The sequence below is a fragment of the Kribbella sp. NBC_01505 genome (genome assembly GCF_045040285.1).
Classification (GTDB): Bacteria; Actinomycetota; Actinomycetes; order Propionibacteriales; family Kribbellaceae; genus Kribbella.
Genome location: NZ_CP109425.1, coordinates 693,252 through 711,515 on the forward strand (window position 1 = coordinate 693,252; position 18,264 = coordinate 711,515).

Below are 18,264 nucleotides of genomic sequence, written 5' to 3' on the forward strand. Positions count from 1 at the left end.
CTGTCCTCAGATCAGTTGGTGGGCGAGCTGTTGAGGTCGTCCTGGAAGACCGCGTCGTCGTCGATCGGCCCCGGGTAGACGCGGACGTCGTCGATCTGTCCGTCCATCGGGTACGACGTACCGGCGACCGCACCGGAACCGAGCCGGACCGCACCCGCGCTGTCGACGGGCGTCGCGGCGGCGGTCGCGGAGAACGGCGAGTCCACCTGGTCGGCGATGACGTTCAGCGTCATCGAGCGATCACGGTCGTTGTACCGGCCGACCAGGTACACCCAGTCCCCGCCGATGTACGGCAGCGGGTCGGAGCGCACGATCGACCGCTCCACGCCGTTCGCGTCCGGGATCGAGAAGCCCCAGACGGCGGTCGGGTTGTCGGGGTCGGTCAGGTCCTGGCTCAGGACGCCGAGTGTGAAGGCACTCGATCCTGTCCGGTTCTCACTGAACGCGATCTGCCGGCCGGCCTTGTTGGACAACTTCACCCGCGCGCTCACGGTGAAGCTCTTGTTGGTGTTGAGGATGTCGGTCGCCGCGGAGGTCGCCGAGCCGGTCGGCGGGAGCAGGACCGACCAGTCCTTCTTCACCACTTCGTCGTCCCAGCGGTCGCCGTGCTCCCACGCCGCCGCACCGCCGAGCGTCAGTGGCCGGTTCTTCGTACTCGAGTCGGCCAACGTCGTACCCGTGCCTTCGTCCATCTTCCAGATACCGGCGGCATCACCGGTCTTCACCGTCACCTCGAGATCGGCGTACCCGCTCTGGTTACCGACACGGTCGTACGCCCAGGCCCGGAACACCGCCGGACCGGTCCGGCCGAAGGTGTACCTGAAGGACGCTTCGCCGTTCTCGATCGGGAGATTCACGCTGGTCGGCTCGTCGCCGTCGACCGTGTAGCGGAAGTAGTTCTGGTCGGAGCGGGTCTGCTTGATGTGGACGTCGACGCGGTCGTTCAGCGTGTAGACGGGGTCCTCGCCGCTCCCGGGGATCTCGACGGCGGGCGGCGGCGGAGCGTCGATGTCGACGATGAACCAGCACATCCCCGAGAAGGCGGACCAGGCGACACCGTCGAAGGCGCGGCCGCGCCAGCCGACCACCTCGTTGGTCCGGACCGGGTTCATCCGCGGGTTCGGCGTGTAGTCGGTGGTGCTGGTGGCGACCTTCGTACTGCTGTTGACGGTCTGGCTGGGCTGGTCCTTGCCGTTCCGCCAGATCTCGAACTGGATGTACGACGACTGCTTGTCGGGGTCGACGATCTTCAGGTGCAGGACCGGCTGGGTGCTGTTGATCCGGGACGGGCTCGCCGCGTTCGTCGAGCACCCCGAGGTCGGCTCGGTGAAGCGGGCGCTGGCCAGCTTCGGCGGGTTGTTGTAGATGACCTCGAGCTTGACGTCCTTGCGGAATCGCTTCCAGGCCATGTCATCGGACTCACTCGCCGCGCGCAGGCCGAGGTACACGTAGGACTTGGCCGCCGCGACCTCTTCCGCCACCGCGGTCCGGACGTCGAACTCGAGCCACTTACCGGCCGGCGTGCACTCGGCCCGTCCGACCGCGTCGACCACCGAGGACAGCTTGCGCTTCCAGACGCCGGCCGCCGTGCCGTTGCTCCAGTTCACACCGGTACCGACCGGTGTCGTCTGCCAGGCCTGGACTTCCTTCGGCGTGCAGCTCGCGGCCCACGTCTCGTAGGCGCTGAAGGTGGCCTTGGAGATCTGCGCACTACCGAGCGCGCCGAGCCGCATCTTGTAGATCAGCCGCTTGCGGCTCCACGGCTCGAAGGACTGGTACCCCACGCCTTCGGGGCCCTCCCAGTTCCAGGAGGGGGTGGTCGCGTAGCGCTCGTTGAGCATCGCCCGGCCCTCCTGCGCGAAGCTGAGCGACGGGTCGATCTGGAGCGGGTACTTGTTCGCCGGGTCGCTGAGCAGCGCGGGAGCCGGACTGATCGTCAACGCCTTCTGGGAGACGGCAAGCCCCAGCTGCGAGACCTTGTCGCCCTCGAGCGGTGCCTCCGTCCGGTCCTGGTCGGTCGGAGCCTGCGCCCGGCCGCGCGAGTCCCACGCCACCGGCGCCGGCCCGGTGAAGATCAGCGCACCGAGAGTGTCGCGCGCCTCGATCACGCCACCGGCGGCCTTGGCCACCTTCAGCTTGCCCGCGTCCACCGCGAGCTCGAGCTTCCGCAACTGCGGCAGCCGCGCCGCCGCCGGCGTCTTGACGACCAGCACCTCGCTGTACGACTCGGCAGACGCCGTGACCTTGAGGTCCACGTCAGGGAAGACATTGGGGTACGTCGCGCTGTCGCCGCTCAGCACCGGCGCCGGAAGCGCACCCGGCCAACTCAGCTTCAGCTCGTGCCCCTCGGCCTTCACCGCGATCAACGGCGCCGTACCGCCACCCGAGAAGGCCATCTCCAGGGCCGTCGCGCGCGGGCGCACCTGTCCGTCGGCGCCGCGCTCCAGCGTGGTGTCGACATCGACCCACCCGCTCGGGCGCTGCACCCGCACCGGGACGCTGTGCTGCTCGAGCGTGAACGTGCCGTCCGGGTTGGCGAAGGTCTGCGACGTCTCCGACCGCTTCTCCATCACCTCGACCCGCTGACCGCGCGCCTTCGCCTGCTTCGACGGCGAATCCTGCTGCGCCACCGTCGTCGTACTCGACGACGCCTGAGCCTGCGCCGGCTCAACCACCAGCGCCCCGCCAAGTCCCACCGCCAGCGCACACAACCCCACGAGTGCACGTCGATTCCGCTGCTTTTTGGGCAGACTCCAGCCGTTCATGTGTCCCACCGCTCCTAGACTCCCCCGAGCCACAGATGCGAAGGCGGTCCTGCTCGAACGCGGACCGCGGTTACCACAGACATCCCGTACAAACGCCATGTGACGTGATGCTCATTCGCGCCCCGGGTGACACCCGACTGTGGGCAGCAGCAACCGAGCGCAGGCAGGCGCAAGCGCGTGCACTGCTCTCAGAGGATGGGGCGGTATGAGTCGACAGACTTCAAACGAGAGCAGCGTACGTGCCCCCACCCCCTCATCTCAATGTCAATTGGTGCAATTGGCTGGGACGGGGGCGATAGCTTGGGGGGACCTGCTAGCTGAGGAGACGGCGTGGTTGGACGGGTTGTGGCGACGGTGGCTGCGTTGGCTTTTGTGGCGGGGTGTTCGGAGGGCGGGGCGGCTCCGGCGCCGGCCAGGTCGAGTACGGCGGCCGGCGGTGGTCAGGTCAAGCTGACGGTGGCGTCGACTGTGGTGAGCGGGATTCAGGTTCCGTGGGGGCTGGCGTTCTTGCCGGACAAGAGTGCGTTGGTGGCTGAGCGCGACTCCGGGAAGGTGAAGCGGGTTGTCGACGGGAAGGCGACCGAGGTCGGGACCGTGGACGGGGTCGACCCCTCGTCGGAGGGCGGGCTGCTGGGACTCGCGGTCGACCCGAAGGCGCCGTACGTGTATGCGTATTTCTCGGCGAGCGGCGACAACCGGATCGCGCGCCTGGCGTACAAGGACGGGCGGCTGTCGGAGCAGACCACGATCCTGCAGGGGATTCCGCAGGCAGCCATCCACAACGGCGGGCGGTTGCGGTTCGGCCCGGACGGATTCCTGTACGTCGGGACCGGCGACGGCGGAGACCGGCCGAACTCGCAGAACGACGACTCGCTGGGCGGGAAGGTGCTGCGGATCACGACCGAGGGGAAGGCCGCGCCGGGGAACCCGGGTGGCCGGTTGTGGATCACCAAGGGGCATCGCAATGTGCAGGGACTCACATTCGACGGGAGTCAGCTGTACGCCGCTGAGTTCGGGCAGAACACGTGGGACGAGCTGAACGCGATCACGCCCGGCTCGAACTACGGCTGGCCGGCCGCGGAGGGGATCGAGGGGCTGGACGGGATGGTGGACCCGATCGCCCAGTGGAAGACGAGTGACGCTTCGCCGAGCGGGGCGGCGTTCGCCAAAGGCCACGTCTTCATGGCGTCGTTGCGCGGTGAACGGTTGTGGGCGATTCCGGTGGCGGGCGGGAAGCGGGTCGGTGAACCGCAGGCGTTCTTCAAGGGTGAGTACGGGCGGTTGCGGACGGTCGAGGTCGCGCCGGACGGTTCGTTGTGGGTGACGACGTCGAACACCGACGGCCGCGGTGAGACCCGAGAGGGCGACGATCGGATCCTGCGGGTGACGATCGGGTGATGCGCCACCGAAGGAAAGTTGTTGTATGACTGACATCTGAGTCGTCAACCGTTTGAGGATTTCGGCCGTCTGGTACTAGTGGGGAAGGATCCCCTTACGCAGAAGCCCTTTTGCACAGGTAACAGTTTCAAGGAGTTGGTATGGTGCCCGACCAGGCGTCCGTCGTCCCCAGCAGTGTTGTCGCTTCGGTGAGCAGCTTCGAGGATGCTCAACAGACAGTCGGCTTTCTGCGCAGTTTCGGGATGGACTCACGGAGCCTGGAGGTGGTCGGCGCCGAGCTGCGGCTGTCGCGCAGACAGGCGGCGGTGCCGGTGGTGCGCCGGACTCTGATGAGTGCTGGTGCGGGCGCGCTGCTCGGAGTGCTCAGCGGAGTGTTCGTGACGCTGGTCGCGGAGACGACGCTGACCGCGTTCTCGGTGTTGCTGTGGGGATTCGTGTACGGCGTACTGGTCGGAGCGCTCTGGGGTCTGTTCCAGGGACTCGTGCGGAACCGGCCGGATGCGCCGGCGGTCGAGGTGATCACCCCGTCGTACTACGAGGTGCGGTGCGCGCTGGACGATGCGTCGGTGGCGCTCCGCCTGCTGGGCACCGAGCCCGAGCCGCAGCGCCTGGTCGAGCCTGAGCGCAAACCCGAGCCCGAGCCTGAGCCCGTGGTTGAGCCCGAGCCGCAGCCGGTGGCGAAGTCGAAGCTCCTCGTCGAGCCGCCCCCGCGCCGAACCGAGCCGGTCACGAAGCCGGTGGCTGAGCCGGTGACCGAGCAAGAGCCGCCCGTACGCCGCCAGCCCGCGCAGACCACCCGGAAGACCCGCGCGAAGAAGAAGACAGCGCGCACGAACGCAGCCTGACCACGCATGGACCACTCCGAGTTTCGGCGTACGACGGTCGCTCCTGTCCTGACCGCCTACGCCGGAACGCCCGGGGTGGATGCCGTCATGCTCGGCGGATCCACCGCTCGGGGTGACGCCGACCGCTGGTCGGACGTAGAAATCGGCGTCTTCTGGGCGCGACCGCCGACCACAGCCGAGCGCCTGGCACCAGCACCGAGCGTTCGCCCGGGCACACCGGAGGACGACGGCTCCCCCTGGCACGACTATCTGTCGCTCGAGGACTTGGCGATCGACGTCGAGCACGCCTTATCGAGCACCGTCGACGTGACTCTCGATCTCGTGCTCGACGAGTTCGTCCCAGATCCGGACGGCCTGACCCTGCTCAAGGGACTCGTCGACGGCCGAGAGATCAGCGGGCCGCGCCCCGAGCTGGTCCACAGATGGCAGCGGCGAGCGTCGACCTACCCGCGCGGACTCGCGATCGCGATCGTCGAGCAGGACGGGCCGATCGACAAGTTCTGGCGCTGCCAGATGCTGGCCGAGCGGGACAACCCCGTGCTGCTGGCACGCGAGTACCTGCGCATGATCAACCAGATGCTCGCCGTACTGCACGCTGTGAACGGTCTCTACAGCGGCCACGTCCTCGCGTTCAAACGCCTGGACGCGATGGAGGCCGAGCTCACCCACACACCACGCCAGCTGGCAGCGCGGTTGCGAGCAGTCTTCACCGCTCCCCCACCACAAGCTGCCGAGATTCTCCGCCAGAAGTCGACGGCCTGTTCGCCTCCTGGGAACAACCGGTCAGTTGATCGAAGAAACCTACGACGTGATCGAGGCGCACCTACCCGAGGTAGACGTCGCCCGCCTGCGAACCCGCTTCCGCGCAGCTCGCAAACCTGTGGTGGGGCGCAAGACCCCACCACAGATCGGACTAGATACCTAGCTTGGCGTTCAGGAGCTCGCGGACCTTCGCCGCGTCAGCCTGGCCGCGCATGTCCTTCATGACCGCGCCGATGAGCGCGCCGGCTGCTGCCGGCTTGCCGGAGTTGACCTTCTCGACCACGTCCGGGTTGGCTGCGATCGCCCGCTCGATGGCCTCGATCAGGGGGCCGTCGTCGGAGACCAGGGCCAGGCCGCGCTTCTCGATGACCTCGGCCGGAGTGCCTTCGCCCGCGAGCAGGCCCTCGAAGACCTGGCGAGCGAGCTTGTCGTTGAGGGTCCCCTCGTCGACAAGCTTCTGGACCTGGGCCACCTCGGCCGGACCGACCGGCAGCGCGTCGAGGTCGGTACCGGACTCGTTGGCGAAACGCGCCAGCTCACCCAGCCACCACTTCTTGGCAGCCGGAGCGGCAACGCCGAGCTCGACAGTGGCGACGATCGACTCCAGCGCACCGCTGTTGATGACGTCGCGCATCTCGAGGTCCGTGAAACCCCAGTCCGTCTGCAGCCGGGCGCGGCGCAGCGACGGGGCCTCGGGCAGGGTCGCCCGCAGCTCCTCGACCCATTCGCGCGACGGCGCGACCGGGACCAGGTCGGGCTCGGGGAAGTAGCGGTAGTCGTCGGCGTCCGACTTCTCCCGTCCCGAGGTGGTGACCCCGGTGTCCTCGTGCCAGTGCCGCGTCTCCTGCAGGATCTTGCCGCCCGCGTTCAGTACGGCGGCCTGCCGGGTGATCTCGTAGGTGATGGCGCGCTCGACCGAGCGGAACGAGTTCACGTTCTTGGTCTCGGTCCGCGTCCCCAACGCCGTCGTACCGGAAGGCTTGAGCGACACGTTGGCGTCACACCGCAGCGAACCCTGATCCATCCGGACGTCCGAGACATCCAGCGCGAGCAGCAGATCGCGCAACTGGCTGACGAACGCGCGAGCGACCGCGGCGGCCTTGGCCGGCGGCACCTCGATCGTCTTGGTGACGATCTCGATCAGCGGGATGCCGGCCCGGTTGTAGTCGACCAGCGAGTGCGACGCGCCCTGGATGCGACCGGTCGCCCCACCCACGTGGGTGGACTTGCCGGTGTCCTCCTCCATGTGGGCGCGCTCGATCTCGATCCGGTACGTCTCACCGTCGACGACGACCTCGGACCACCCGTTGAAGGCGATCGGCTCGTCGTACTGCGAGGTCTGGAAGTTCTTCGGCATGTCCGGGTAGAAGTAGTTCTTCCGGGCGAACCGGCACCACTCGGCGATCTCGCAGTTCAGCGCGAGGCCGATCTTGATCGCGGACTCGACGCCGCGCCGGTTCACCACCGGCAGCGCGCCCGGCAGACCGAGGCAGACCGGGCAGGTCTGCGTGTTCGGCGGGGCGCCGAACTCGGTCGGGCAGCCGCAGAACATCTTCGACTTGGTGTTCAGCTCGACGTGGACCTCGAGACCCATGACCGGGTCGTACTGCGCGAGGGCATCGTCGATGGCGACAACATCCGCGGTCATCGGGTCACCTCCAGCTCCGGAGCCTTCGACATCAGTACGCCGCCCCACTGCTCGGCCAGCGCGGACTCGAGCGCGGCACCGACTGTGTACAGCAGGTCGTCGCGCATCACCGGCGCCATCACGTGGAAGCCGACCGGCAGCCCGTCCTCGTCGGCCAGGCCGCACGGGAAGGAGGCCGCCGCGTTGCCCGCCAGGTTCGACGGGATCGTGCAGAGGTCGTTCTTGTACATGGCGATCGGGTCGTTGATCCGGTCGCCGATCGCGAACGCCGTCGTCGGCGTGGCCGGCGAGACCAGTACGTCGACCTGCTCGTAGGCCTTGATGAAGTCGCGGGCGATCAGCGTCCGCACCTTCTGCGCCTGGCCGTAGTACGCGTCGTAGTAACCGCTCGACAGCGCGTGCGTACCGAGGATGATGCGGCGCTTGACCTCGTCACCGAAGCCGGCCTCGCGGCTCAGACCCGTCACCGTCTCCGCACTGTTCGTGCCGTCGTCGCCGACGCGCAGTCCGTAACGCATCGCGTCGAACTTGGCCAGGTTGGACGAGGCCTCGCTCGGCAGGATCAAGTAGTACGCCGGGAGCGCGTACTCGAAGTGCGGGCAGGAGACCTCGACGACCTCGGCACCGAGCTTGGTGAGCAGCTCGACCGCCTCGTGGAAGCGCGCCTCCACACCCGGCTGGTAGCCCTCGCCACCGAGCTCCTTGACGACGCCGATCCGCAGACCGGACACGTCACCGTTGCGCGCGGCCGCGACCACCGGCGGCACGTCCTGGTTGATCGAGGTGGAGTCCATCGGGTCCCACCCGGCGATCGCCTCGTGCAGCAGTGCCGCATCCAGCGTCGTCCGGGCGCACGGGCCCGGGGTGTCGAGCGAGGACGCCAGCGCGATCAGGCCGTACCGCGACGTTCCGCCGTACGTCGGCTTCACACCGACCGTCCCGGTGAACGCACCCGGCTGCCGGATCGAACCACCGGTGTCGGTGCCGATCGCGAGCGGTGCCTCCCACGCCGAGATGGCCGCGGACGAACCACCACCGGAACCACCGGGGATCCGGGCCAGGTCCCACGGGTTGTGGGTCGTCCCGTACGCCGAGTTCTCGGTGGAGGAGCCCATCGCGAACTCGTCCATGTTGGTCTTGCCGAGGATGACGATGCCGGCCGCCTTCAGCCGCTTCACGACCGTCGAGTCGTACGGCGGCTTCCAGCCCTCGAGGATCTTCGAGCCGGCGGTGGTCGGCACGCCCTCCTGGGTCAGCACGTCCTTGAGCGCCAGCGGAACCCCGGCCAGCGGACCGAGCTCGTCACCGGCCGCACGCCTGGCGTCCACGGCGGCGGCCTGGGCCAGCGCACCCTCGGTGTCCACGTGCAGGAACGCGTGCACGGCGCCGTCGACGGCGCCGATCCGGTCCAGGTGGGCCTGCGTCACCTCGACAGAGCTGACCTGCTTCGAAGCCATCAGCTCCGAGAGCTCGGCCGCGGTCTTCCTGGTGAGGTCGCTCATATCAGTCCTCCTCCAGGATCCGCGGCACCCGGAATCGCTGCGCCTCGGCTGCCGGGGCGCCGGACAGCGCCTGCTCCGGGGTGAGGCACGGGACGTTCTCGTCCTCGCGCATCACGTTCGTCAGCGGCAGGGCGTGCGAGGTCGGCGGAATGTCGTCCGCCGCGACCTGGCTGACCTGCCCGACCAGGGTGATGATCTGGTCGAGCTGTGGCGCGAGGTGATCGAGCTCGGCGTCGCTGAGCTCGATCCGCGCCAGTCGCGCCAGGTGCGCAACCTCTTCGCGGGTAATCGATGGCATGAACCGATCCAATGTGTCTGCAGTTGCTGGAGATAACACGTAAGACCCTTACGCGTTACCCGGGCCATCTTAGGGGGCGGCTGTGACAGGTTTATTTCCTCGTCCCCCCGCCGTCCGCACAGGACGCTTCGAGAGGGCCCGGGCGTGTTGCGGGCTCCGCTCTGTAACATGGGCGGCGACAGGGCGTTATGTGCAAGGTGATCGGCTGGGAGATGATCGTTCGGTGTTCCTGCTGCGATTGATCATCCCGGACCGGCCTGGTTCCCTCGGCACCGTGGCCACCGCCCTCGGTGAGGTGAACGCCGACATCCACGCCATCGAGATCGTCGAGCACCGCCGTGAGAACGGGACGGCCGTCGACGACATCGTGGTCGACCTGCCCCCCGGCGTGCTGCCGGACCGCCTCGTCTCGGCCTGCAACAGCGTGGACGACGTCGAGGTGATCTGGTTCTCCCGGTACGGCGCCGGCGGCGGACTGCACATGGACCTCGAAGCCGTCGAGCAGATGACCTCGGCCCCGGCGGACGCGATCGACCTTCTGATCGAGCAGACCCCGGCCGTGCTGCACGCCGACTGGGCCGTCCTGCTCGACGGGACGGGTTCAGAGGTGAAGGTCGTGCTGGAGACCAGCGCCACTCCGGAGTTCGGTGACGTGGCCTCGGCCTGGCTGCCGCTGGAGAAGGCCACCACGCTGGAAGCGCCACTCGGCCACAAGGGGCTCGCGGAGTCCGTGCTGGTCGCGGCGCCGTTGGAGTCCGAGCGCCGGATCATCCTGGTCGGCCGCCGTGGCGGGCCGGAGTTCCTCGGCTCGGAGGTCGCTCGACTGAGCTACCTCGCCTCACTCGCAGTCACCATCCGCGCCACTGCCTGAGCCGGCGCAAGCAATCTGAGGCTTCCAGCTATCCGAGCTGGAAGTAGGTCAGGGTCCACAGGCCCGCGAGGACCAGCAGCACCAGGACGCCGACCAGCGACACGATCCAGATCGACTGGCTGTTGCTGCCGCTGCGCTCCGGGAGGTCGAACTGGGTGGGGCCCCAGGCCCCGCCCCCCTCGACACGCTGCACGGCCTCAGGCGGTGGTGTCACCACCGCCTGTTCGTCCCGCTTCTCCCGGGGCAGCTTCATCAGGTCTCCGCCGATCGTCTCAGACGTAATACGACTCAGCGTCGATGCTAATCGTCCGGGACAAATAGTCGTCCCGGTCGTTGTTGCGGACCTCGACCCGCCAGCCACCGACGTAGGCCGCCACGGGCTTGCCGTCACTGTGCTTGGCGATGAACTCCTTCAGCGCCGCGGAGTCCGAGCCCTTGAGCGTGCCGAAGGCATCGTCCACGACCGCCGGCCAGGCCTTCTCTGCGTCGTTCTTGCGCGCGGAGACGCTGATCTCCAGCTTCTTGATGCCACCGCCGGAGGTCCCGAAGCCGTAGATCCGCTGCGTCCCGAAGTCACCGATCTTCTTGGAGCAGATGGTCTTGCAGTCGTAGGCCTTCGCCTTCAGCCCGGCCAGCAGCTGCGCCTCGGTGGTCTGCCAGGTCTTCTCCGGCAGCTTGAACGAGTCCTCACCGGACTTGCGCCCGGACAGGGTCAGCGAGCTGTCGTTGCCAAGCCGGAACTCGCCCCACGACGTACCGACCCGATCCGACTTCTGACCGGTCTTGACCGCGTCCTGGATCTTCTTCACCTCGCTGCCGCCGAAGGTGTCGTTGCCGAGCGCCTGCAGCGCGGCGTCGAAGCTGACCGCGGCGTTGTTCCGGTTGTCGTCGTCACGCGAGGTCAGCTGGGTGCTGATGATCGTCCCGTCCTTGGCGAACTGGAAGATCGCGTCGACCTGGGTCGGGCCGTCGTACTTGAAGCAGCCGCGGTGCGCACCGGCGTCGGTGTTGAACAGGTCGGTGCACTGGAAGCCGATACCGCTGAGCTTCTGCGTCACGTTCTCCGCCTGGCCGGACGCCTTCCCGGCGTCGCCACCGTTGGTCGGCTGCGAGACACCCGGGTCGTTGGCGGCCGGCGTATCGTCGCCGCCGAGTCCGCGCACGATGAGAAAGATGATCAGGCCGATCAGCAGGATGCCGACGACACCGCCACCGATCACCAGCGGCATCTTGTCCTTGCTCAGACCGCCCGGGCCCTTGGAACCGCCGGGGCCCTGCTGCCACGGCTGCTGGCCGGGCTGACCACCCTGCTGCTGGTGCCAACCGCCCTGCTGCTGGTTGCCCTGCTGGCCCCAGGCCTGCTGCTGGTACGGCTGCTCACCCTGCTGCGGCGCACGCTGGCCCCAGCCCTGGGCAGGCTGACCCTGCTGCGGCTGACCCTGCTGAGGGGGTTGACCCTGCGGGGGCTGGCCCTGCGGCTGACCGGGCTGCGGCCGTCCAGGCTGCTGACCCCAACCGCCACCACCCTGCTGCGGCTGGCCCTGCTGAGGGGGCTGGCCCTGCTGCGGAGGCTGGCCCTGAGGCTGCTGGGGCTGTTGCGGGTTCTGCCCCCAACCGCCCTGGGCAGGAGGCTGTTGTCCCCAGCCACCCTGACCTCCTTGATCCCCCTGCTGTCCGCCCGGCTGGCCCCCCGGCTGCCCGGAACCCCACGGTCCCTGTGGCGGCGTCGTCATATTCGCTCCCTTTGACCCATGCGTGGACGTGCAAAGCTAACAGTCCGACGGCTCAGCCCAGCCGCCGGATCCGATCAGTCGGCTGGTTCTTGCTCCGGAGTTGTCGCAACCGCGCTCGCTGCCTCGGCGCCTTCGTCCAGCAGCACCTGGAATCCCGCCGCGTCCAGGACCGGTACGCCGAGCTGGACCGCCTTGTCGTACTTCGATCCCGGCGAGTCGCCGACCACGACGAACGAGGTCTTCTTCGACACCGACCCGGCAACCTTGCCGCCGCGGGAGACGATCGCCTCGGTGGCTTCGTCGCGGCTGAACCCCTCGACCGTCCCGGTGACCACGACCGACACCCCGGTCAGCGTCTGCTCGACGGTCGGCCCGCTGCGCTCCTGCCGCAGCACCACGCCCGCGGCCTTCCACTTGTCCACGATCGCCTGGTGCCAGTCGACCTCGAACCACTCGATCATCGCCTGCGCGATGGTCGGGCCGACGCCTTCGATCTCGGCCAGTTGCTCCTCGGTCGCGGCACGGATGTCCTCGATGTCGTCGTACACCTCGGTCAGCGCCTCCGCCGCCGTCGGGCCGACATGCCGGATCGACAGCGCGACCAGACCGCGGTTGAGCGGTTTGGTCTTGGCGTCCTGCAGATTCGCGACCAGTTTGCGGGCATTGGCCGACAACGCACCGGCCTTGGTGGTGAAGAACGAGCTCGCGGCCAGTTGCTCCTCGGTGAGCGCGAACAGGTCGCCCTCGTCGGCGATCAGGCCGTCGCGGATCAACGCGTCCGCCGCCTTGAACCCGAGTCCTTCGATATCGAACGCCGACCGTCCGGCGAGGTAGAACAGCCGCTCCCGGATCTGCCCCTCACAGAACTGCGCGTTGGGACAGCGGATGTCGACGTCGGACTCCTTGGCCGGTGCCAGCCGGGTGTCGCACCACGGGCAGCGCGTCGGCATCACCCAGGCCGGCAGGTCCTTCGGCCGCAGCTCGACGACCGGACCGAGGATCTCCGGAATCACGTCGCCCGCCTTACGCAGTACGACGGTGTCGCCCGGGCGGACGTCCTTGCGGGCGACCTCCTTGGCGTTGTGGAGTGTCGAGTACTCGACCGTCGACCCGGCGACGCGGACCGGCTCCATGTGACCGAACGGCGTGACCCGGCCGGTGCGGCCGACGTTCACCTCGATGTCGACGAGCTTGGTGGTGACTTCCTCCGGCGGATACTTGAACGCGATCGCCCAGCGCGGCGCGCTCGACGTGGAACCGAGCGCCCGCTGCAGGTCGATCTCGTCGATCTTCACCACGACGCCGTCGATCTCGTGGTCGACCGAATGCCGGTTCTCGCCGTAGTAGGCGATGAACTCGTTGACCTCGGCCAGCGTCTCGACCCGGCGCGCACGGTCGCTCACCGGCAGGCCCCAGGCCTTCAGTTGCTCGTACGCCGAGGAGAGCCGCCCGAGCCGGTGTCCCTCGACCTTGCCCAGGCCGTGCACCACGAACCGCAGCGGGCGATTCGCCGACACCCCCGAATCCTTCTGCCGCAGCGATCCGGCCGCGCTGTTGCGGGGGTTGGAGAAGACGTCCTTGCCGGCCTCGGCCAGCTGCGCGTTCAGCTCGGTGAAGTCCTCCACCCGGAAGTAGACCTCGCCCCGGACCTCGAGAAACGCCGGTACGTCGTCGCCCCGCAACTGCTCCGGGATGGTCTTGATCGTCCGCACGTTGGCCGTCACGTCCTCGCCGGTCCGGCCGTCGCCGCGGGTCCCGCCGCTGACGAGACGACCGTTCTCGTAGACGAGATCGAGGGCAAGGCCGTCGACCTTCAGCTCACACAGGAATCCCGAGTCGTGGATCTGCTGGACCGTGACCTCACGCTCGAGCCGCTTCGCCCAGGCCTCCATCTGCTCCGGCGAGAACGCGTTGGCCAGACTCTCCATCCGCATCGGATGCTCGATCGGCGCGAACAGCGTCGAGATCGGCACACCGACCTTCTGCGTCGGCGAGTCCGGCGTACGAAGCTCGTTGTACTGCTCCTCGATCGCCTGCAGCTCATGCATCAACGCGTCGAAGTCGGCATCGGAGATGACCGAGCTGCCCAGGTAGTACCTCGCCCGGTGCTCCTCGATCTCGTTGCTCAAGGCAGCATGCCGCTCACGCACGTCAACCGGTGCCCCCGGAATCTCCTCGCTCATAAGCAAAACCTACCGCCGCCCCCCGACAAAACCGCCGCTCGACCACCCACCACGCCCTTGAGCACCGTTCAGTCACGGATCCCCTCGAAAAACGGTCGATGGGTGCTCAAGGCGGCGCGACCGCGAGGCCTTGAGCACGGTCCAACCATTTCAAGCGGCGTTCCATGGTTGATGCGTGCCCAAGGCCCGGACCTCCACCTGCGGGACTCCCCAAACCTGCATCCGCGCGGCGACTCGCCCACCACCACCGCGCGCAGCCCCGCATCGCCGGCGGAGCTCGGACCTGCCCACTTTGTGGAACATCGTGGTCGCTGGGTGCACATTTGTTTCCACAAAGGCGGATTCGCCCGCCTCCGGCGGCCACTGAAGCCTTCGGGCGCGGCACGGCGGTGGCTGAGGAGATGGTGCGGTCGGCGATCGCGTTCACCTTGCCTGGGGCTGACGGGCTATGGCCGGGGCCGCAGCACCGTCCGCGATCAAGGTTCCCGTTGCTGGTGATCGTGGGCTGCGGGCGGCTGGGGGTTGGTGGTGCGAGCTGGGCCGGGGAGTCCTACTGGTCGTTTTCGGGCGGTTTCGCTCCCCAGCCCGACAATGGGTTCACTCGCCACGGCCACAAGTTGGGGGTGTGAACACTCAGCGGAGGGCGTGGACAGGTCATACCTTTGTTCAAGGCCACTGGTTCTTGTTCAAGCCCCCGGATTGTGGCCGGGATCGGTCGCCGGGTGCTGCCGGCGGGCAGCGGTGGACCGGGGGCGCAGGCAGCAACCACCGCGACGGGTCAGGTACCAAGCCTCCTGATCGTCGGCAGCAACCACAACCCAGAAGCCCAACCTCGGCCACCGGCCGCATCCCTACAGCACAACGTCCGAAAGACACGCGGGCCACGTACTGCGGGGTTTCGGACGTTAGGGGATTTCAGGCGTCGGCGGCTTCGCCTACTGTGTCGACGATTTTGCGGAGGAGGGCCAGGCGGGCTTGGGCGTCTCGGGGGGACGGGGAGGCGGCGAGGCCGCAGGCGGGGGTGATGACGACCTTCTTCATCAGCTCCGGGTCCAGGCCGAGCTCTCGCCAGCGGCGGATGAGCGGTGCGGCGGCCTGCGCCTGGTTCGGCAGGGCTCCGGTCGTGGGGACGAGTCCGGCGTAGATGGTCGAGCCGGCCTCGGTCGCGATCGCCAACTGCTCCCAACCGGGCTCGTTGAGCAGTGAGATGTCCACAGCGATGCCAGACGCACCGGATCGCGTGAATACCTCGATCGGCGGCCGCGCAGCGCAGCAGTGCACCACTGTGGGTCCGAAGCCGGTGAACAAGCTCAGAAGCTCAACCGCACCCGGACCGTCGATCGACCGGTGCTTTCCCCAGCCAGAGGCAGTCGGGATAGCTCCAGCCAGTACGGCGGGCAGTGCGGGCTCATCAACCTGCAGTACGACGTCGGCTCCGGGCAGACGCTTGCGGACCTCAGCCAGGTGTAGCTCCACGCCGTATGCCAAGGCCTGCGCGAGATCACGGCGAGCGCCATGGTCGGCCAGGATCTTGTCACCGCGCGGCCGCTCGACTGTCGCGGCCAGCGTCCACGGACCGGTGACCTGCACCTTCAGCGGACCCACATAGCCGTCCGCGTACTCCTCCAGCACGTCCAGGTCTTCGCGCAGCAGTGCGCGCGCCCGACGCTGATCCAGACTCGCCGTCGCGTCCCCGCCACCTGTGAGCCGCCACCCGGCCGGCTGCAGGTCCGCAGCGAGCTCGGTCACCAGAGCGATCGCTCGGCTCAGCATGTCGCCGTACGGGCGGGCCGGCAGCTCAGGCAGGAAAGGGATGTCGACTGCTTCGAGCAGGACCTTGGTCCACTCGCGCATGTCGTCGCCCGGCAGCGAGCCGAGCCCTGTGGTCCTCACGCGTGCTGCGCGGCGACGCGCGCGACCGCGTCGATGGTGGCGGACCCGATGACGCGGGTGCCGTCGTACAGGACTACGGCCTGTCCGGGTGCGACTGCGGAGGCGGGCTCGTCGAAGTCGACCAGAACCTGGTCTCCCTCGAGGCGTGCGGTCACTGCGATCTCCTCGCCGTGCGCACGGAGCTGTGCGGTCACCTGCAGCTCGGACGTCGGCACCGGGCCGCACCAGCGCGGCTTCGACGCGGTCAGGCCGGTCACGGCGAGCTCCGCACGCGATCCGACCGTGACGGTGCGGTCCACCGGGCTGATGTCAAGCACGAACCGCGGCTTGCCATCGGCGGCCGGCGTACCAATCCGCAGGCCCTTGCGCTGGCCGACGGTGAAGGCGTGGGTACCGCTGTGGTCGCCGAGCTTGTTGCCCTGTGCGTCGACGATGTCCCCCGGCGCCTCCCCCAGGTGCTGGCTGAGGAAGCCCGCGGTGTTGCCGTCGGCAATGAAGCAGATGTCGTGGCTGTCCGGCTTGTCCGCCACGGCCAGCCCGCGGCGGGCGGCCTCCTCGCGGATCTCGGTCTTGACCGTGTCACCGAGCGGGAATAACGCGTGCGCCAGCTGCTCCTGCGTGAGGACACCCAGCACATACGACTGGTCCTTGGCCGGGTCCACTGCGCGGTGCAGCTCGCGCCCCGCCGGAGTGTCGACGATGCGCGCGTAGTGGCCGGTCACGACCGCGTCGAAGTCCAGTGCGAGCGCTCGCTCGAGTACGGCGCTGAACTTGACCTTCTCGTTGCAGCGCAGGCACGGGTTCGGGGTGCGGCCCGCCGCGTACTCGGCGACGAAGTCCTCGACCACGTCGGCGTGGAAGCGCTCGGCCAGGTCCCAGATGTAGAACGGGATGCCGATGACGTCGGCGGCCCGGCGCGCGTCGCGGGAGTCCTCGATGGTGCAGCATCCGCGCGCACCGGTCCGGTACGACTGCGGGTTGCGGCTCAGCGCCAGGTGCACTCCGACCACGTCGTGCCCGGCCTCGACCATCCGCGCCGCCGCGACGGCGGAGTCGACTCCGCCGGACATGGCTGCGAGTACCCGCATCAGGTGTTCCTTCCCACGTTCTGCAGACCGGCGGACTGCGCCCGCTCCACCACCGGTCCGATGTTCTCCAGTACGGCGTCGATGTCGGACTGACTCGACGTGTGTCCCAGGGTGAAGCGCAGCGACCCGCGTGCCCGCTGGTCGTCGTACCCCATCGCCAGCAGCACGTGACTCGGCTCGGCGACCCCGGCGTTGCACGCGGACCCGGTGGAGACCTCGATCCCGCGCGCATCGAGCAGCAGCAAGAGCGAGTCGCCCTCACAGCCGCTGAAGGACAAGTGTGCGTTACCCGGCAAGCGGCCGGCTGGGTCCCCCGACAGTTGCGCGCCGTCGACGGTCTCGAGCACGCCCTTGATCAGCGTGTCCCGCAGATTGGTCAGCCGGGCCGCCTCCAGCGGCTGGTCCGCGATCGAGTGCTCCACAGCGACTGCGAATCCTGCAATGGCCGGCGCATCCAGCGTGCCGGAGCGTACGTCGCGCTCCTGGCCGCCACCGTGCTGCACAGGGGTCAGCTTGGTCTCCTTGTGGACGATCAGCGCGCCCACGCCGTACGGCCCGCCCAGCTTGTGCGCAGAGACTGTGAGCGCGTCGACACCCAGCGCAGCGAAGTCCACCGGCACCTGCCCGATCGCCTGGACGGCGTCGGTGTGCACGGGGATCCCCCACTCGGCGGCCAGCGCGGCGACGTCCTGGATGGGCTGCAGGGTGCCGACCTCGTTGTTGGCCATCATCACCGTGATGAAGGACACCGTCTCGGGCGCGGTCTCGATCGCCCGGCGGACGTCCTCCGGCCGGACGCGGCCGAGCTCGTCGACCGGCAGCCACTCGATCTCGGCGCCCTCGTGCTGAGCCAGCCAGACGGCCGGGTCCAGCACTGCGTGGTGCTCGATGCCGCTGAGCAGGATGCGGCGGCGGCGCGGGTCCTCGGACAGGCGCGCCCACCACAGCCCCTTCAGGGCCAGGTTGTCGGCCTCGGTGCCACCGGAGGTGAAGACGACCTCGCTCGGCTGCGCTCCCAGCGCCGCGGCGATGGTCTCCCGGGACTCCTCGACCGTCCGGCGCGCGGCCCGGCCGGCGCCGTGCAGCGACGAGGCATTTCCGGTGCGCCCCAGGTGCGCAGCCATCGCCTCGATCGCCGCGGGGAGCATCGGAGTCGTCGCAGCGTGATCGAGGTAGACCGCACGAGGGCGCAAAGAGGTCATAACACCTTCAAGAGTAAGTCCTGCCGGGATGTTCCCGATCCAGCACCGCGATTGCCCGTTTGTCGGACTGGACGAA

At 68.4% G+C, this 18,264-nt stretch carries 14 protein-coding genes; 4 read left to right on the forward strand and 10 right to left on the reverse strand.

Going from position 1 to position 18,264, the window contains the following annotated elements; genetic code table 11:
• Window positions 1–11: 11 nt before the first annotated feature.
• Complete coding sequence (locus tag OG474_RS03025; RefSeq protein WP_405060621.1) at window positions 12–2,765, reverse strand: LamG-like jellyroll fold domain-containing protein; 2,754 nt, start codon at window positions 2,763–2,765, stop codon at window positions 12–14.
• A 330-nt stretch (window positions 2,766–3,095) separates the two neighbouring features.
• Here OG474_RS03025 and OG474_RS03030 point away from each other — a divergent pair, with 330 nt between their 5' ends.
• The 3 genes from OG474_RS03030 to OG474_RS03040 all read left to right on the forward strand — a co-directional run bounded on the left by OG474_RS03030 (window position 3,096) and on the right by OG474_RS03040 (window position 5,995).
• Window positions 3,096–4,163, forward strand: a complete 1,068-nt coding sequence (locus OG474_RS03030) for a PQQ-dependent sugar dehydrogenase (protein WP_405060622.1) — start codon at window positions 3,096–3,098, stop codon at window positions 4,161–4,163.
• A gap of 140 nt (window positions 4,164–4,303) precedes the next feature.
• Window positions 4,304–5,008 carry a hypothetical protein gene (locus OG474_RS03035; RefSeq protein WP_405060623.1) on the forward strand — a complete coding sequence of 235 codons (705 nt, stop codon included), beginning with the start codon at window positions 4,304–4,306 and terminating at the stop codon, window positions 5,006–5,008.
• Window positions 5,009–5,014: 6 nt separating this feature from the next.
• Window positions 5,015–5,995 (forward strand): hypothetical protein, encoded by a 981-nt coding sequence (locus OG474_RS03040; protein ID WP_405060624.1) that lies wholly within the window; start codon window positions 5,015–5,017, stop codon window positions 5,993–5,995.
• Here the strand turns inward: OG474_RS03040 and gatB are convergent.
• Genes gatB through gatC form a run of 3 tightly spaced genes read right to left on the reverse strand, consistent with a single transcriptional unit; the run spans window position 5,922 to window position 9,218 of the window.
• A complete protein-coding gene (gene gatB, locus OG474_RS03045; protein ID WP_405060625.1) occupies window positions 5,922–7,418 on the reverse strand; it encodes an Asp-tRNA(Asn)/Glu-tRNA(Gln) amidotransferase subunit GatB in 1,497 nt (498 codons plus the stop codon). The two genes, OG474_RS03040 and gatB, sit on opposite strands and share 74 nt — an antisense overlap.
• A complete protein-coding gene (gene gatA, locus OG474_RS03050) occupies window positions 7,415–8,920 on the reverse strand; it encodes an Asp-tRNA(Asn)/Glu-tRNA(Gln) amidotransferase subunit GatA (protein WP_405060626.1) in 1,506 nt (501 codons plus the stop codon). The genes gatB and gatA overlap by 4 nt, the downstream gene beginning before the upstream one ends.
• 1 nt (window position 8,921) lies before the next feature.
• Complete coding sequence (gene gatC, locus OG474_RS03055) at window positions 8,922–9,218, reverse strand: Asp-tRNA(Asn)/Glu-tRNA(Gln) amidotransferase subunit GatC (RefSeq protein WP_132177301.1); 297 nt, start codon at window positions 9,216–9,218, stop codon at window positions 8,922–8,924.
• A 223-nt stretch (window positions 9,219–9,441) separates the two neighbouring features.
• Here gatC and OG474_RS03060 point away from each other — a divergent pair, with 223 nt between their 5' ends.
• Window positions 9,442–10,089, forward strand: a complete 648-nt coding sequence (locus OG474_RS03060; RefSeq protein ID WP_405060627.1) for an ACT domain-containing protein — start codon at window positions 9,442–9,444, stop codon at window positions 10,087–10,089.
• A 28-nt stretch (window positions 10,090–10,117) separates the two neighbouring features.
• On the opposite strand, the gene OG474_RS03065 is transcribed toward OG474_RS03060, so the two are convergent.
• The 6 genes from OG474_RS03065 to OG474_RS03090 all read right to left on the reverse strand — a co-directional run bounded on the left by OG474_RS03065 (window position 10,118) and on the right by OG474_RS03090 (window position 18,188).
• On the reverse strand, window positions 10,118–10,342 hold the full coding sequence (locus OG474_RS03065; protein ID WP_405060628.1) for a hypothetical protein: 225 nt from the start codon (window positions 10,340–10,342) through the stop codon (window positions 10,118–10,120).
• Window positions 10,343–10,361: 19 nt separating this feature from the next.
• Window positions 10,362–11,822 (reverse strand): hypothetical protein, encoded by a 1,461-nt coding sequence (locus OG474_RS03070; protein WP_405060629.1) that lies wholly within the window; start codon window positions 11,820–11,822, stop codon window positions 10,362–10,364.
• 74 nt (window positions 11,823–11,896) lie between these two features.
• On the reverse strand, window positions 11,897–14,005 hold the full coding sequence (gene ligA / locus OG474_RS03075) for an NAD-dependent DNA ligase LigA (protein ID WP_405060630.1): 2,109 nt from the start codon (window positions 14,003–14,005) through the stop codon (window positions 11,897–11,899).
• 915 nt (window positions 14,006–14,920) lie between these two features.
• Entirely contained in the window at window positions 14,921–15,898 is a 978-nt protein-coding gene (locus OG474_RS03080) for a methionine synthase vitamin-B12 independent (RefSeq protein WP_405060631.1), read from the reverse strand.
• Window positions 15,895–16,986: a tRNA 2-thiouridine(34) synthase MnmA gene (gene mnmA, locus OG474_RS03085; RefSeq protein WP_405060632.1), complete on the reverse strand. Its 1,092-nt coding sequence runs from the start codon at window positions 16,984–16,986 to the stop codon at window positions 15,895–15,897. The genes OG474_RS03080 and mnmA overlap by 4 nt, the downstream gene beginning before the upstream one ends.
• Window positions 16,986–18,188: a cysteine desulfurase family protein gene (locus OG474_RS03090; protein WP_405060633.1), complete on the reverse strand. Its 1,203-nt coding sequence runs from the start codon at window positions 18,186–18,188 to the stop codon at window positions 16,986–16,988. Before OG474_RS03090 ends, mnmA begins: the two co-directional genes overlap by 1 nt.
• Window positions 18,189–18,264: the final 76 nt, after the last annotated feature.